We start from the raw sequence: 15,562 nt of genomic DNA, 5'->3' as shown, positions 1-15,562 counted from the left end.
CATGGTTCTTGTCAGATTGATTGTCCCTTTCCTGTTTATTTTTCTTGCCGGTTGCACCAGCCAGTCAACATCCTATCGGCGCCCGGATCTACCGATGGGACCGACATGGGTTGCTTCTGTTTTAGCAGATACAGACCAGCTGAGCGCCGATCAGTGGTGGATTGCTTTCGGAGATCCGGGCCTCACCACGCTGATTAGGGAAGTCGTCGCCCGTAACAATGACATTTTCGCCGCTACCCTTCGTGCGCGCAGAGCGCACTTGCAAGCGGACCTTGCCGAGAATGCTCTGTTCCCAAAGTTGAGCGGGACTCTTAACAGTTCGCGGACCAGGCCTCTCGAAGGAAACACCAGTTCGACATTATCTTCGTCTTCGTCCGCATCAATCGGCCTTTCCTATGACGTCGATTTGTGGGGCAAACTGGCAGCACAGCGCGACAGCGCAAGCTTTGAGGCCGAGGCAACCGCCGAGGATTATGAGGCGGCGCGCCTGGCAATCATCGGCATGACGATAGAAACCTATTTCCGCATCGCCCATGCCAATGAGTCGATTGCATCGGCTGAAAACAGCCTTGATTATGTACAGCAAATACAGGACCTCATCCGAAAGCAGGCGGAAATCGGCGATGTTTCCGATCTTGAATTTCGAGAAAGCGAACAGGCCGTCGAGACACAGGCTGCGCGCTTATACCAGTTGCAGCAGGCACGCCTTGTTCTGCGCAATGTGCTTACGGTTCTTTTGAACGGCGCGCCCAACCCGGTTTCCGAACCTCATAGATTGCCGCGACGGAAGTTACCGGCAATCGCAGCAGGTTTGCCCGCCGATCTTCTTGCCCGTCGCCCCGATCTTCGCGCGGCGGAAGCACAGTTGCAGGGCACGTTGAAGGGCGTTGACGCGACGCGCACCAGCTTCTATCCGGGGATATCGCTTACAGGGGGGCTAGGGACCAGCAGCGATCAGCTCATATCTTTTATCTCCAACCCGGTCGCGACACTGGGCGGGGGCGCTGTTCTCTCATTCCTCAATCTGAAGGATATGGATCTGGCGGTCGCGGTTTCGCAGACACAATATGAAGAGGCCGTTGCTGCATTTCGCACCACTTTGCTCAACGCGTTTGCCGACGTCGCCAACGCGCTGGCGGCACGTGCCAATTATGCCGGGCAATCACGTCGGCTGTACAATGCCTATAAGGCCGCGCAGGACGTAGAGAAACTGACCGAGACACGTTATCGGGCTGGTGCCACCACCTTGCGCATCTGGCTCGATGCACAGGAACGCCGTCGTTCCGCCGAAGTGGCCCTTGCCGATGTTCGGCTCGCGCAATATGTCAACGCCTCAAATCTGTATCGGGCGCTCGGTGGCAGTACCTCAATTGCCGACGAGGGGGCTGCGGCAGCTCCATGAAGAAGTACAGTCCCGGATGCTGAAAAACTATCGAACCGACTATCGAACATCTCCACACAATCTTGACGAATTCTCAATCCGTCCTCCACGATGGCGTGCTAATCATGGACTGTTATCTTCGATCTGGACATGAACCAAATCGTGCTGCTGATGCTTGCATGCGGTTGACATCCAGAATGTTATCGGATTTGGCGTGTTTGGCGGGATATTGACCGCGACATTGCTGGCGGCTGCCTTCGTGATCGTACATGATGGCACTCTTAATCGATTGCCAATAACCTGAGGTGCAATAGGCCTCAATCAAATCAATTCTTGTCGGTGGCAAGTCAAAGATCGAAAACATGGTCATTAACAATGCTTTGATCCTTATTATAGAAGACGAACCCGAGATTGCTGAAATTATCGGGACCTATCTGTCGCGCGAGGGTTTCCGGGTTATCACCGCAGGTGATGGAACCGTCGGGCTTGCCCATCACCTGCGCTTGCGGCCCGACCTGGTGATACTGGACATAAAGCTACCGGGGCGGGACGGTTATGAGGTGTTGGCGGCGATCCGTCGCCGGGGCGATACGCCTGTTATTATGGTCACTGCGCTGGCAGAGGACCTCGACAAATTGCAGGCTTTGCGCATTGGTGCCGACGATTATGTCGTCAAGCCGTTTAACCCGCTTGAAATTGCGGCCCGCGCCAAGGCCGTCCTGCGCCGAACCTTGGGACGCGGTAGCGAGAAGATGCTGCGCGTTGGGTCGCTGACGATAGATCCGCAGGCTTACAGGGCGGAGGTCGAAAGCGCGGCAGGGCCGGTAATGGTCGACCTGACGCGGACCGAGTTTCGCATTCTGTCTCATATGGCTGCGGGGATAGGCAGAGTGTTCGAGCGTTCGGAACTGGTCGATGCGTGCCTGCCAGAGGGTGAGGCACTTAATCGGACAGTCGATAGCCATGTCAGCAATCTGCGCCGCAAACTTGCCGCAGCCGGAGCTGATGGATTGCTCGTCGGGGTCCGTGGTGTTGGCTACCGACTGGATAACATACATGGCCAGTAATCTGAATTCCCGCATCGTTCGCGCGATGATTGCGCTTACCCTGCTTGCTTTCGCCGTCGTTTACTTCGGGTTACTGGCATATTTCTTCTTCATTTATGAATGGCTCTATCCGGAATTCACCGACGACGATTTCTTGCGTACTGGCGATGTGGTAACGTTGGGCCTTCTGCTGGGGATTGGCATATCAACCGCCTCATTGTTGGGCTGGATGCTTGCACGGCGGATTGTGGATCCGTTGAAATCTGTTGCTGCGGCGGCGCGTAAGGTTGCGCAGGGAGATTTTTCGGCGCGCGCTTCTTTGAGCCGGGGCAATTTCGGTGAAGCGCGGGATCTCGTCGATGACTTTAACCAGATGGCACAGCGATTGCAGCGCGCAGAGGCCGAGTTAAAATACTCGAATTCCGCAGTTGCACATGAACTGCGAACGCCTCTGACCATTTTGCGCGGGCGTCTGCAGGGGCTGCTCGATGGCGCCTTCGCGCCCAGCCCCGAAATGTATGGTCGGCTGATTAACCATGTGGAGGACCTGTCGGCCATCGTAGAAGAGCTGCGTACGTTGGCGCTGAGCAACGCAGGTCAACTGGATTTGCAATATTCACGTTTTGATCTCGCGATGGAGGCAGAGGCGGCACTGACCTCGCTTGAGGATCATTTTGGCACGGCCGGGATGACGATAACGCGACAGTTGTCCAGCGCCGTCATAAGTGCTGACCGCTCGCGACTGAGACAGGCTTTCGTCGCGGTCCTTGAAAATTGCTGTCGTTACGCGCCGCAAAGTACGGTGCATGTCGAGACCGGTGTGGCAGAACACTATGTCTTCTTTCGATGCAGTGACACAGGCCCCGGCCTTCTCGAAGAAAGCCGCAAGCGTGCCTTCGAGCGGTTCTGGCGTGCGGACGACTCACGGGGACGTAGCGGTGGCGGCTCCGGCCTCGGCTTGTCGATTGTCAAGGCAATCGCCCAGGCCCATGGCGGCGATGCGCTGATATTCCCTTCCGAGAACCCCGGTCTTGCCATCGAAATCCGGCTGCCGCGCCGGGTGTTACCTGCCGTCTGATCGTATCAATGCGGCGTATATTGATGCTGATGGTACGCGATGCGGGCGCAATCACAGAATCTCTGCGTCATGGCGATCAGTTTTTTCCGAACGGGCAAGAACCGTCGCAACGATTTTTCGCCAGGCGGCGACCTTGTCAGATTTACCAATACTTTCCATATATGCCATATCCAGTGTTGTTGGCAGGTCATCCTCTCCCCCTTCGGCACCACTATCGTGCAGGGCAATTTCCCGGGCAAGATGCTGGGCAGCATAAAGTGCACTTAGCAGGGTCATAGAGCTAACTGGAAGAACTGGCGGCTGATGGTGCAAGGCAACCGTTTGCACGATCAACTCGGAAAATCCCCATAATCCCAGCAAATAAGCCCCTATTTCAGGATGTGCAGCACCAAACTGATCCTGTTCAGCCTCTATGATCGATATATTCTCTTGCTCAACACGTTGAATGACCTGAGCCATCTCCTTGTAATGATGCAAATACAAAACAAGGCTGCCGATATGACTAAGCATGCCGATGGATGGCAATTGCGCACATGTATTGCGATCAAACCCTTCATGTTCGGCAATCAGGGCGGCTGCTATGCCAATTTGCTGGGAACGCTGGCACAAAGTGATAATTTGCCGCCTGACAGATGCCGGACCATCGAAACTTTTAAACAAGCCAACAAAAAGCGTCAGCGATTTTAGCGTTTCTGTTCCAATCATGCGCACAGCATGGGAGATTGAGGTTACCTTGGCAGGCAAGGAAAAATAGGCTGAATTGGTCAGCTTCAATATTTCCGCCGTCAGCGCTATATCCGATGATACGATGGCGACAATTCGATCATTACCAGCTTTTGGGTCGTCTAACGCATCGACCAGGCGCGAATAGGTGTCGGGTGGCGACGATAAGGAATCGACATTCCCGATCAGGGTGTAAATTTCCGGCTTGGCAAGCAATTGCCGCATAGCAAGGATACGGTGGATTGTTTCGATCAGAATTTCATCATCACAGGGTTTGGCAAGATATTGATGCGCTGGCCCCACAGTGCGCAAAACCGCTTCTTTCTCGGAAAAACCCGACAGAATGATGCGAGCGGTATTCGGGCTGATCTTCTTGATTTTTTCCAGAAGCTCTGCACCATCCATCCCCGGCATTCTCATATTGGTAACAACGACGTCAAAGATCTTTTCGTCGCAAAAAGAAAGGGCTTCCCGTCCACTCGAGGCAAAACTAGTCTGCCAATCCGGGCGTGCAGAGCGCAAACGACGGCGCAAACCATTTAAAATATTTTTCTCATCATCCACAAATAAAATGCTGTTCATTATATTGTCTCTCTTATTTTTTGAATGGAATAGTATCTCCGCTGCAAAAAACAATGTTATCGGGAAAATGTTGTTCCAGGGTCCTTCTGGATATCAGACCCTTCAAGCAAAAGGGCACCGGGACGGCCAAAATAATAGCCCTGCAATTGATCAACACCGATATGCTGAAGAAATGTCGCAGAATCAAGAGTTTCAACCCCTTCGGCAATAACGGACATACCCAGTTGATGGGCAGCCTGGGTCACCCATTCAACAAACGAACTATCGATGGTATTATGATCGTCTAACCGCGCGATTAGCGATTTATCAAGCTTTAAACCTGAAAAATGCCCGCGACGTAACAAAGCTATCGAATTGTTTCCGGCCCCGAAATCATCAAGAAACACCTTGTATCCTGCGCTCAGAAGGCGAGGGAGATTATCCTGAAACTCGGCGGTAAACGCCATATTGCTTTGTTCTGTCACCTCAAATTCAAGCAAGGGAAGGCCTGGATGGGCACGCAGAAAATCAATCAGGGCATTTACAAAATTGATATCCGATATCGAATTGGGGGAGAGATTGACAGAAATCGGATGATTGCCATACTGCTTTGCGATGACGTCACGATGCTGATCAATAAATCCCAGCACCTTGAATGTCAGATCACCAATAACCGGGTGGTCCTCCGCGCCTGAAATAATTTCCTCCACGGTGAAGGTTTGCTGAAGCCCCGGAAAGCGGCTTAGCGCTTCCTGCCCTGCCACCGCGAAATCGTCGGCATTAACGCGCGGCTGAAAAAAAACCGTATGATTGGTCTTAAGGGCATCCTGCACGCGAAGGGCCATTTGCCGGGAAGGGCGAGATGCATCGCCTTGTCCCGTCGTCAGCCCTTGTACGGTTGATAGCATTACTTCTGGCGGCACCGGTTTGACGATCACGCGAGAAATTCCGGCTTTATTGATTGCCTCTTTTAATGCATTTTCCGACAAACTGCCCGATAACAACACCCGGGGAACGTCTGGCGCAATCTCTCGTGCGATTGTCAAAAATTCTACCCCGTCAATGCCGGGCATTCTCAAATCAGATATGATGATGTCGAAGCTGTCAGGGGATTGTCGTAAAAGCCGGATGGCTTCATGGGGGTCGCTACAGGTTTTCAGACTGCATTGTTTGCGCAATATCCGCCGGACCGAGGCCAACAATGCATCTTCGTCATCTACCAGCAAAACATTGGGATAACTTGATGTCGGTTGAAATTGCCCTTCTTGGAATTTCATCAGATACCCTCCCCTGTTCATGGCTTGTACATTTTATCCGTGCAGTGGATGTAATCTATGTCTGTGCCAGCTCCGTATTTCGTACGAGCTGACTGTACGCCACATGCATATTCAGTGCGACTTCGAATTATGTAATTCTTTATAAACAGACAAAGACATCGTCTACACTCCCTGTTTGGGGATGTTCATAACGGCGGGAAAAAAGAAAAATACATATGAAAACGAAGGGTCTGCTTTGCCAGACAGAAGGTCGGAGGGAAAGTCTGCCAGGGGATATACAAATCTGTTAACCCCCGGCGGCGTAAAATCATGATCCGATATTGGAGCAACCTTCTAGTACCTTCCTGCTCTGAAATACTCAAACTCGGAGGGTCGACATATGGATAAGTCTTACTTGCTCTTTTGTCAGGGACTGGTTGCTTTTTGCATTATTTTCGCGCCGATGGCGGCCTTCGCAAACACCTCTTTATCCTTCACCGACATGAAAGAGGCCGTCGCTACGGCAAGTCAGCCAAATCCTCCATGGAGCGGACCGACAACCGGTCCTGCCGCTCAAAAAGACAAACAGATTGCAATAATTGCCGAAGATCTTAAAAATGGCGGCATTCTTGGCGTTGCCCAGGGCGTGGCCGAAGCTGCCAGAATTCTGGACTGGCATCTTAAGGTCTTTGATGCCGGCGGTACCCAATCGGGTCGCGAAGATGCATTTCGCAAAATATCATCAGGTACTTTTGACGGTCTTGTTGTTATTGGATCTGACGCCGACGCCTCCAAATCCCGGTTACAAACAATAGCATCCCGAAATATTCCTATCGTCGGCTGGCATGTTAGCGCCACACCCGGCAAACTAACCAATTCGCCCTTGGCCGTTAATGTTTCCACTGATCCGCTAAAGGTTGCTCAAATTACAGCAATGTCTGCCGTTACCCAATCAACCGGGACGGCAGGGTTCGTAATTTTTACCGATTCCAATTTTAATATTGCCATATCCAAAAGCAATGCCATGGCCGATGTCATCCGGGCTTGCGCCCAATGTACATTGCTTGAAATTAAAGATGTCCCAATTTCGCAAAGCGGCGACCGGATTGGCGACATAACCCGGGAATTGCTGTTGAAATACGGCCCGCGCTGGACTTACGCGCTCGCTATTAACGATGTTTATTTTGACGATATGATGCCGGAACTGATCAAGGCTGGTCCGCAAGGTGCACATGTCAAACTGTTATCAGCTGGCGACGGCAGCGCAGCAGCGTTTCAGCGTATTATCACGCATAGTTTTCAATATGGCACAGTCGCCGAACCCTTGAATCTTCATGGCTGGCAATTGGCTGATGAGCTTAACCGCCTGCTCGCCGGGCAACCGGTGAACGGATTTGTTTTCCCTGTACATCTTGTAACACCTGACAATGTGTTTCTTGATGGGGGGCTGCGTTTTATCTTTGATCCGCAGAACAACTACCGGGAAATTTACAAGGGGATTTGGGCACCTTGAAACTGTTTCGCTTTTTGAAACCTAGCAGCCTGCGAGGCCAATTTAACCTTGCCCTGGCGTTGCTGACTTTCCTTTTTGTCACGAGCAGCGTCGTTGCTATCCAGTCTCTTGACGAAACAGCACGTGCGTCCAGCAAGCTTAGCAATGATCGATTGAAGCTGCTTGAAGACGCACAGGCGCTTGAACGTATCTCCGTTCAAATTGAAAAAGAAACCGGTGTGATGCAACATTCGCTATCGGGTCATGAAATGCTGCAAAGCTATAACCGGATCGTCAGCTATCTGCGCAAACAGGACGCGATTGTCAGCAATCTTGGTCAGGCGGGTAATACAGTCTCCGTTCTGACGTTTCAGCAAACCGCCCAACTTTTTCGCGGCACCATACATGTGCTCGCCAAATTGCATGAGCAGGTCCTGGAAGGCGATAGCGACGCAGCAGAAAGTTCGGTTTTAACGAGCAATCTTCAATTATTCAGCGCAAGCCTTGCCCTTCAGGGCGAAAAACTGTCGCTTGCCTCCGAGGAGCTTTCTAACGATTTCAATGCGACTTACCGCGAAGCCGTTCGCCAGCTAAGCCGCAAAGCGGAATTGCGACGCGTCGAAGTTTTGACATTTCTGGCCGTCGCGATGCTTTTTGCCTGGCTTGTTTCCAGTCGTTTTCTGGGGAAAGTCGTTATTTCTCGTTTACAGCGTGTTAGCGAATATTTGCGCAATTGCAACGAAGTAACCCCCACAGAACCTCATGTTCCGGTAACCGGAAATGACGAGATCGGCCAGATGGCACGTGCGGTCGAACATTATATGCGCGAACATCAACAGTTTTCAAAGATACGAGAACAAGCCGCCCAGAATGCCCGATTTATCGCTGTCGGACAATTGGCCGCCGGGATCGCTCACGAAATCAATACGCCAGCACAATATATTGGCAATAACCTCCATTTTATCGGCACAATCGCCGATCAGATGATCCAGGACACAACATGTGCTGCCTGGCGAGAAGACCTTTCAGAAGTTGTAGATGCTGTTGCCGAGTCTCGCGAAGGGATCAAGCATGTTTCTGCTATTGTCTTGTCCATGAAGGAATTTTCGCACCCGGGCACATCAGAACATGCCGAAGCCAATATAAATCGTGCGTTGGAAAATGCCCTGTCGGTAACCCAAAGCCAATGGAAACATGTTGCCACAATCAACCGGAATTTTGATCCTGATCTCCCGCTCGTTTCCTGCGACATCGGCAAGATAAACCAGGTTTTCCTTAATCTGATCGTAAATGCCGCCCAAGCCATCGAAGATTCCGATAAAGCTGTACCAGGCGAAATCAAGATTTCAACCAGCCAAACAGGCAGCCATGTTGAAATACGGATTTGCGACACAGGCATCGGCATTAACCAGGACATTCGCGAACGTATTTTCGACCCCTTTTTCACCACCAAAGATCCCGGTAAGGGAACCGGCCAGGGTCTTGCTATTTGCCACGACATCATCGTCCAGAAACATGGCGGTTCCATTGAAGTATCGGGCAATGAAGGCGCCGAATTCACTATCCGGCTGCCTCTTGGACGAGATGAAAACGAGGATGATTCTGGTGTTGACTTAAACTTAAACTAAATCATTCCAAATGGATCTAAATCGAAAAGACATGCCGCGCCGCCAAGTTCCAGTGTTCTGCACCGTAAAAACCGGATTGCTTATATTCGGAGGTTTCGTGCCAGGTTTTCTGGTTGTAAATAGAAGTGAAAGATATGAAAGCATCAAATTTTCCGAACTCTTTTAAAGACCGGAACGATCCATATGATATGGGTGCTTTTAGCAAATCATTTTAAATCTGTACCCTACCCCCGGTTCATTCTCGATGAATCGCGGGTTTAGCGGATCGTCGCCGAGTTTCTGACGCAAATGGCCGATATAAATGCGTAAATAGTGGGTTTCGTGAAGTTGTGCCGGCCCCCACACTTCCCCGAGGATTTGCTGATGGGTAACAATGCGGCCCGCATTGCGGGCAAGCAGGGATAACAGGGCAAATTCCTTTTTGGTCAGTTTAATCAACTGTCCCGCCAGCGACACACGATGAACCGCGAGATCAATATGCAGATCCCCGGCCACGATCTCGCTGGGCGAGGTTTCGCGGTCGGTGCGGTTACGCAGCATAACCCGGATTCGGGCCACCAGTTCCGCAATACCAAAGGGTTTGGTCACATAGTCGTTCGCACCGTTATCCAGCGCGGTTACTTTATCTTCCTCGTTGCGGCGTACTGACAGCACAATCACCGGAACATCGCTCCAGTCCCGAATGCGCCGGAGCACTTCCTGTCCATCCATATCGGGAAGACCAAGATCAAGAATGACAATATCGGGCGTATCAAGGGCACATTTTTCAATCCCTTCTTTCCCCGTTTCCGCTTCTTCAAGCTGATAGCCTTGCGCACCAAGGCTGATCCGCAGGAAGCGGCGAATTTGCGGTTCATCGTCAATGACCAGAATTTTTGCGCTACAGGTCATTTTTACCCCCAAAATCCTCGTCATCGTCGGTTTCATGTTTGGGTAAAGCGGGAATCTCGGCAATCGGCAAGGTAATTTCGATTCTGGCACCCAGTCCCTTTGGCCCGGCAAGTGCCTTGATTTGCCCTCCGTGCGCCTCGACAAATCCACGGCAGATCGATAATCCCAGCCCCGTTCCGGCTGTTTGACGATCACCGGCCTTAACCCGGTAAAACACATCGAAAACAGCTTCGCGGTCCTGTCCGGGAATACCGGGGCCATCATCGATGATGGCGATATTGACCTTGTGATCAAGCAGCTTTGCCACAATCGAAATATGTCCGTTTGCAGCAGTATGCTTTACTGCATTGTCCAACACATTAAAAACAACCTGTTCAAGCAAAACCGGATCAACAAAAAGGGGCTGGATCACCGGATCAATCTGCACGGAAATATCACGGTCTTGCGCATATTTGCACGCTTGCTGGACGGCTCTGCCAATGATTTCACGCACATCAGACCATTCTTTTTTGGGCTGTAACGCGCCATAGCCCAAACGGGTCATATCAAGAAGATTTTGCACGAACCGGTTCAGACGTTCGCTTTCTTCAAGAACGGTCTGTGTCAGTTGATGCCGATCATCGGGCGACATCATTTCGCCATAGCTGGCAAGGCTGGTGGCCGATCCGATAATCGAGACCAGCGGTGTGCGCAGATCATGTGAAACCGAAGAAAGCAAAGCAGAACGGAGTTGTTCCGTCTCGGTCAGCAAGCGGGCTTCCTCGATATCGGTGGCAAGATTGGTGCGTTCAACCGCGATTGCCACCTGGTCGACCAATGCTTCAAGCAACCGTCTTTGCGATGGGCCAAGGCTCCGTTGATCGGCCTTAAAGTGAACCCCCAGAACCCCGACAATCCCTTGCGGCGTTTTCATGGGCATAAACAGCCATTCCGCCGCAGGCAGGGTTTCTGATCGCCATCCGGCTGGTTTGCCGTTTTCCCCGCACCATTTCGCGGCACCCCAGTCTTTAAGGCCAAGCTGATCATCCGGGGGATAAGCTGCCGAAATTTGAAGATTGCCCTGATCGACAGGCAACAATACCATCGACTGGCAATCAAGCGTTGCCGCCACATGATGCACCGCTGCCCATAACACATCGTCAAGCGATGCCGCCGCGGCAATCTTGCGACTGAAATCATACAGGTTCGAGGTCCGTTTTGCGCTGGTGCGCATCGCCTCGACCTGAAGGCGCAATCGACCGGCAAGATTGCTGACGATGACCGAAACAATCAGGAAAAAAATAATCGTAATCAGTTGTTCGCGATGAAAAACCGAGAAGGAATAATAAGGAACGGTGAAAAAGAAATTATAGGACAGGAACGACAATACGCTGGCAAATATCGACGGCCACAAGCCGCAGCGAATGGCGCTAAGCAGGACAGCCAACAAATAAATCAGAGACAGGTTTGGCAGCGGCAGATATTTCCCGGTCAGCACGGCCAGTCCCGTCGCCGCAGTGACACTGCCGACAGTCCAGCAGATATTGTGCCAGGTCCAGCCATCAAAGCGCAGCACATCCGACGAGATCATCGATGATGTGGCACGGTCATCGTCCGGTGCAATAACAGTGACATCAAAATCGACCGACTTTTCCAGCAAGGTACGTGCAACATTTTCGCGAAAAAAGCCGGACCATCGACGGCGGCGCGGACGACCGATCAATAACCGGGTTACATTGCGTTTGGCCGCAAGCTGCATGATCTCGCGCGCAAGATGGGCTTCGGCTTGCAGGGTGACAACCTCGGCCCCCAATTGTTCTGCCAGCCGGACGGCTTGGGAAATATTGTCTTTTTCGCGGTCCGAAAGCCGGTCGTCCCGTGGCGTTTCGATATGAACGGCAATCCACGGCAGACGTTGCCGTTCGGCCATGCGCTTGGCCGAACGGATCAGTTTTTTGGCAACCGGGCTTTCATTGATACAGACAAGCAACCGTTCCTGCGTTGGCCACGGCCCGCTAACCGCATGGGTTCGCATATAATCAAGAACCTGCGCATCAATGCGTTCGGCCGCAATGCGCATGGCAAGTTCGCGAAGTGCTGTCAGGTTGCCTTTGCTAAAGAAATGTCGCAAGGCACGGCCAACCTGATCGATTATGTAAACCTTGCCATCGCGCAATCGCTGCAACAGATCGTCGGGCGGCAGGTCGATCAGTTCAATTTCGTGGGCTTTTTCCAGAAAACTGTCGGGCAGTGTTTCTCGGACCCGAACCCGCGAAATCCGGGCTACAATATCGTTCAGGCTTTCAAGATGCTGGATATTCAAGGTAGTATAGACATTTATGCCTGCATCAAGCAGTTCATCAATGTCCTGATACCGTTTGTCGTGGCGGCTGCCGGTAACATTGGTATGAGCCAGTTCATCAATGATCGCGATATCGGGTTTGCGCCACAGCAGGGCATCGATATCCATTTCGCCAAACACACGACCACGATGTAACAGGCGTTTGCGCGGTAAAACCTCCAGCCCGCGCAACAGGTTTTCCGTCTCGATGCGGCCATGTGTCTCAACAACACCAACAACCACGTCCCGGCCTTCTTTGCGCCGTTCCTGGGCCGCCTGCAACATGGCATAGGTTTTTCCCACACCGGGATAGGCGCCAAGAAAGATTTTCAGCTTGCCGCGTGCATCCTGCCTTGTTTGTTCGAGCAAGGCATCGGGTGACGGTCTTTTGTCATCTTGATTCGTCATTTCACGTCGATCAAAGCCTTTCATATTGATCCTGTTATGTCAAAAAATCGACGTATCCGGCGCACAAATCGACCCATGAACTGCCGGGTTTCCAACCAGGCATCAGGGCCGGACCCGAGCCGCCCAAGCGACCCGGACCCGGTATCAGACAAGAATTGTGCCTTGTATCAGGATGACAGTTGATCGAGTGCCAGATTCAAAAGCAACACATTCACCCTTGGTTCCCCGATAAAACCCAATACCGGTTTTTTGATTTGTTGACGGACAAGGGCGCGAATTTTGTCTTCGGGAAGATCGCGCGCCCGGGCCACCCGCGAAACCTGAAACAGCGCCCCCGACGGGGAAATATCAGGATCAAGGCCGCTGGCAGACGCCGTAACCAGATCTATTGGCACGGTATTGCCACCATTTTGCATCAACAATACTGACGCACGATGTTTAATCTCGTCAACCAGTTGCCGGTTGGTTGGACCAAGGTTCGATCCGCTTGAATTATCAGCGTCATAGCCATCACCGGCATAGGACGGGCGACCGTGAAAATATCGTTCTCCGGCAAAGTTCTGCCCGATCAGTTTTGACCCGATGACAGTCCCGTTCTTTTCAATCAGGCTGCCATTGGCCTGATCGGCAAACAGGGTTTGCGCAAGACCGGTCATGCCCAGCGGATAAGCGATACCGGTAATGACCGTCATGACAGCGGCCATGCCAATCGCGGGGCGTAATAAATGCAACATTACGATTTCTCCGTTACACAAGACCAAGAGAGGTAATGACCATGTCGATCAATTTGATGCCGACAAAAGGAACGATCAGTCCGCCAAGGCCGTAAATCAAAAGATTGCGACGCAACAGGGCTGCCGCACTGCCCGGCACAAACCGCACCCCGCGCAACGCCAGGGGAATGAGCGCAATAATGATCAGGGCATTAAATATCACCGCCGACAGGATAGCACTTTGCGGGCTTTGCAGCCCCATGATGTTAAGGGCGCCAAGCTGCGGATAGGTTGCGACAAACAAGGCGGGCAGAATGGCAAAATATTTTGCCACATCATTGGCAATCGAAAATGTGGTCAAAGAACCGCGACTGATCAGCAATTGTTTACCAACCCGGACAATCTCGATCAGTTTGGTCGGATCGCTATCAAGATCGACAAGGTTGGCGGCTTCACGTGCGGCCTGTGTGCCGTCATTCATCGCCACACCAACATCGGCCTGGGCCAGTGCCGGCGCGTCATTCGATCCATCGCCACACATCGCCACCAGACGTCCGCCTTCCTGTTCCTGACGGATCAGTTCCAGCTTCTTTTCCGGTGTTGCTTCGGCAAGGAAGTCATCTACCCCGGCTTCGGCGGCAATTGCCGCCGCTGTCAACGGGTTATCCCCGGTGACCATTACAGTACGGATGCCCATGGTGCGCAATTCGGCAAATCGTTCGCGAATACCGGGTTTGATGATGTCTTTTAGGTGTACAACACCCAGTATCTTGCGGTCCGCGGTCACGACCAGGGGTGTTCCGCCCGATTTGGCAATTCCTTCGACAATACGGGAAAGTTCCGGGGTTTGCCCGTTATTGCCGACATGGGCATACACCGCATCCGCCGCACCTTTGCGATATTCATGGCCGTCAATGTCGGCCCCGCTCATGCGGGTTTCGGCACTAAAGGCAATGAATTTGCTCAGATGTGATTTGTCGCCATGAATGTCAAACAGCCGGGTTGCCAGATCGACAATTGATTTGCCTTCGGGCGTTTCATCGGCAAGCGAGGCAATGGCGGCAGCCTCGGCCAGTTCGCGTTCGGAAACGCCTTTGACCGGGGCAAACGCATCGGCCATGCGGTTGCCAAAGGTAATGGTGCCGGTTTTATCAAGAAGCAAGGTATCGACGTCGCCCGATGCCTCGACCGCACGGCCCGATTTGGCAATAACGTTGGCTTTTACCAGCCGATCCATGCCCGCAATGCCGATTGCTGATAATAATCCGCCGATCGTTGTCGGGATCAGGGTAACCAAAAGCGCGATCAGAAACGCTATTGGAATGGATGTGCCCGAAAACAGCGCAAAGGGTTCCAGCGTAACGACGACAATCAGAAAGATAATCGACATTCCGATCAGAAGAATATTCAAAGCAATTTCATTCGGGGTTTTCTGACGTTGTGCCCCTTCCACCATTGCAATCATGCGGTCAAGAAAGCTTTCGCCCGGTTTGGCTGTAATCTTGATTTTCAGCCAATCGGAAACCACCCGCGTCCCGCCGGTAACACCGGACCGATCCCCGCCACTTTCGCGAATGACCGGTGCTGATTCCCCGGTGATTGCGGCTTCATCAACCGAGGCAATACCTTCGATCACATCACCATCAGCCGGAATAATCTCGCCTGTCGCAACCAGAACAACGTCGCCTGGCATCAGATGGCTGCTTGCGACCATTTCGATGTCCAAAATATCATCGCTGCGCAGTTTCTTTGCCTCGGTTTCCTTGTTGGTTGACCGCAGGCTGTCCGCCCGTGCCTTGCCGCGCCCTTCGGCAACGGCTTCGGCGAAATTGGCAAACAGCACAGTAAACCACAGCCACAGGGAAATCTGAGCAAGGGTGGCGATTTCGCCAGCGCCGACAAACAACGCATCAAAGGTAATCACGGACGCCACAACGGCACCGACTTCAACCATGAACATGACCGGGTTTCGGATCATAAAACGCGGATCAAGCTTGCGGAAGGCTTCGCCACTTGCGTGACGGATCAAAGCCCCGTCAAGCAAACGGGATGTATCTTTTTTCAT

12 protein-coding genes are annotated in these 15,562 nt (G+C 52.2%); 5 read left to right on the top strand and 7 right to left on the bottom strand.

Annotation, left to right across the window (positions count from 1 at the left end):
* Position 1: 1 nt before the first annotated feature.
* Entirely contained in the window at positions 2-1,402 is a 1,401-nt protein-coding gene (locus AAC086_RS04790; RefSeq protein WP_339775939.1) for a TolC family protein, read from the top strand.
* Between the two features lie 112 nt (positions 1,403-1,514).
* Here the strand turns inward: AAC086_RS04790 and AAC086_RS04785 are convergent, their stop codons facing one another.
* Positions 1,515-1,751, bottom strand: a complete 237-nt coding sequence (locus tag AAC086_RS04785; RefSeq protein ID WP_339775937.1) for a hypothetical protein — start codon at positions 1,749-1,751, stop codon at positions 1,515-1,517.
* On the opposite strand from AAC086_RS04785, the gene AAC086_RS04780 reads away from it, so the two are divergent.
* The gene (locus tag AAC086_RS04780) at positions 1,744-2,448 is read left to right on the top strand and encodes a response regulator (RefSeq protein WP_339775934.1); all 705 of its coding nucleotides are present in this window, start codon (positions 1,744-1,746) and stop codon (positions 2,446-2,448) included. The two genes, AAC086_RS04785 and AAC086_RS04780, sit on opposite strands and share 8 nt — an antisense overlap.
* Complete coding sequence (locus AAC086_RS04775) at positions 2,438-3,505, top strand: ATP-binding protein (protein WP_339775931.1); 1,068 nt, start codon at positions 2,438-2,440, stop codon at positions 3,503-3,505. Before AAC086_RS04780 ends, AAC086_RS04775 begins: the two co-directional genes overlap by 11 nt.
* 51 nt (positions 3,506-3,556) lie before the next feature.
* Here AAC086_RS04775 and AAC086_RS04770 read toward each other — a convergent pair whose 3' ends face one another.
* Both AAC086_RS04770 and AAC086_RS04765 read right to left on the bottom strand, forming a co-directional pair.
* Positions 3,557-4,864: a response regulator gene (locus AAC086_RS04770; protein WP_339775928.1), complete on the bottom strand. Its 1,308-nt coding sequence runs from the start codon at positions 4,862-4,864 to the stop codon at positions 3,557-3,559.
* A 2-nt stretch (positions 4,865-4,866) separates the two neighbouring features.
* The gene (locus tag AAC086_RS04765; protein WP_339775925.1) at positions 4,867-6,066 is read right to left on the bottom strand and encodes an EAL domain-containing response regulator; all 1,200 of its coding nucleotides are present in this window, start codon (positions 6,064-6,066) and stop codon (positions 4,867-4,869) included.
* Between the two features lie 379 nt (positions 6,067-6,445).
* Here AAC086_RS04765 and AAC086_RS04760 point away from each other — a divergent pair, with 379 nt between their 5' ends.
* Both AAC086_RS04760 and AAC086_RS04755 read left to right on the top strand, forming a co-directional pair.
* A complete protein-coding gene (locus AAC086_RS04760; protein ID WP_339775922.1) occupies positions 6,446-7,558 on the top strand; it encodes a substrate-binding domain-containing protein in 1,113 nt (370 codons plus the stop codon).
* Positions 7,555-9,165 carry an ATP-binding protein gene (locus AAC086_RS04755; protein ID WP_339775920.1) on the top strand — a complete coding sequence of 537 codons (1,611 nt, stop codon included), beginning with the start codon at positions 7,555-7,557 and terminating at the stop codon, positions 9,163-9,165. The genes AAC086_RS04760 and AAC086_RS04755 overlap by 4 nt, the downstream gene beginning before the upstream one ends.
* Positions 9,166-9,363: 198 nt before the next feature.
* Here AAC086_RS04755 and AAC086_RS04750 read toward each other — a convergent pair whose 3' ends face one another.
* The 4 genes from AAC086_RS04750 to kdpB form a co-directional block, all read right to left on the bottom strand.
* Positions 9,364-10,056 (bottom strand): response regulator, encoded by a 693-nt coding sequence (locus tag AAC086_RS04750; protein WP_339775917.1) that lies wholly within the window; start codon positions 10,054-10,056, stop codon positions 9,364-9,366.
* The gene (locus tag AAC086_RS04745; protein ID WP_339775914.1) at positions 10,046-12,784 is read right to left on the bottom strand and encodes a sensor histidine kinase KdpD; all 2,739 of its coding nucleotides are present in this window, start codon (positions 12,782-12,784) and stop codon (positions 10,046-10,048) included. Before AAC086_RS04745 ends, AAC086_RS04750 begins: the two co-directional genes overlap by 11 nt.
* A gap of 167 nt (positions 12,785-12,951) precedes the next feature.
* A complete protein-coding gene (kdpC, locus tag AAC086_RS04740) occupies positions 12,952-13,518 on the bottom strand; it encodes a potassium-transporting ATPase subunit KdpC (protein ID WP_339775911.1) in 567 nt (188 codons plus the stop codon).
* Between the two features lie 13 nt (positions 13,519-13,531).
* Complete coding sequence (kdpB, locus tag AAC086_RS04735; RefSeq protein ID WP_339775908.1) at positions 13,532-15,562, bottom strand: potassium-transporting ATPase subunit KdpB; 2,031 nt, start codon at positions 15,560-15,562, stop codon at positions 13,532-13,534.

Origin of the sequence: uncultured Thalassospira sp. (genome assembly GCF_963976115.1) — a bacterium.
Taxonomy (GTDB): Bacteria; Pseudomonadota; Alphaproteobacteria; order Rhodospirillales; family Thalassospiraceae; genus Thalassospira.
Note: the sequence above shows the minus strand (reverse complement) of the source record. Positions and strands in the feature narration are given on the sequence as shown.

Bases quoted from the DNA above. Each gene is read 5' to 3' on its own strand.
- AAC086_RS04760 (WP_339775922.1), top strand. From the start codon at position 6,446: ATGGATAAGTCTTACTTGCTCTTTTGTCAGGGACTGGTTGCTTTTTGC.
- AAC086_RS04785 (WP_339775937.1), bottom strand. From the start codon at position 1,751: ATGACCATGTTTTCGATCTTTGACTTGCCACCGACAAGAATTGATTTG.
- kdpB (WP_339775908.1), bottom strand. From the start codon at position 15,562: ATGAAAAAAGATACATCCCGTTTGCTTGACGGGGCTTTGATCCGTCAC.
- AAC086_RS04775 (WP_339775931.1), top strand. From the start codon at position 2,438: ATGGCCAGTAATCTGAATTCCCGCATCGTTCGCGCGATGATTGCGCTT.
- AAC086_RS04745 (WP_339775914.1), bottom strand. From the start codon at position 12,784: ATGACGAATCAAGATGACAAAAGACCGTCACCCGATGCCTTGCTCGAA.
- AAC086_RS04790 (WP_339775939.1), top strand. From the start codon at position 2: ATGGTTCTTGTCAGATTGATTGTCCCTTTCCTGTTTATTTTTCTTGCC.
- kdpC (WP_339775911.1), bottom strand. From the start codon at position 13,518: ATGTTGCATTTATTACGCCCCGCGATTGGCATGGCCGCTGTCATGACG.
- AAC086_RS04780 (WP_339775934.1), top strand. From the start codon at position 1,744: ATGGTCATTAACAATGCTTTGATCCTTATTATAGAAGACGAACCCGAG.
- AAC086_RS04750 (WP_339775917.1), bottom strand. From the start codon at position 10,056: ATGACCTGTAGCGCAAAAATTCTGGTCATTGACGATGAACCGCAAATT.
- AAC086_RS04765 (WP_339775925.1), bottom strand. From the start codon at position 6,066: ATGAAATTCCAAGAAGGGCAATTTCAACCGACATCAAGTTATCCCAAT.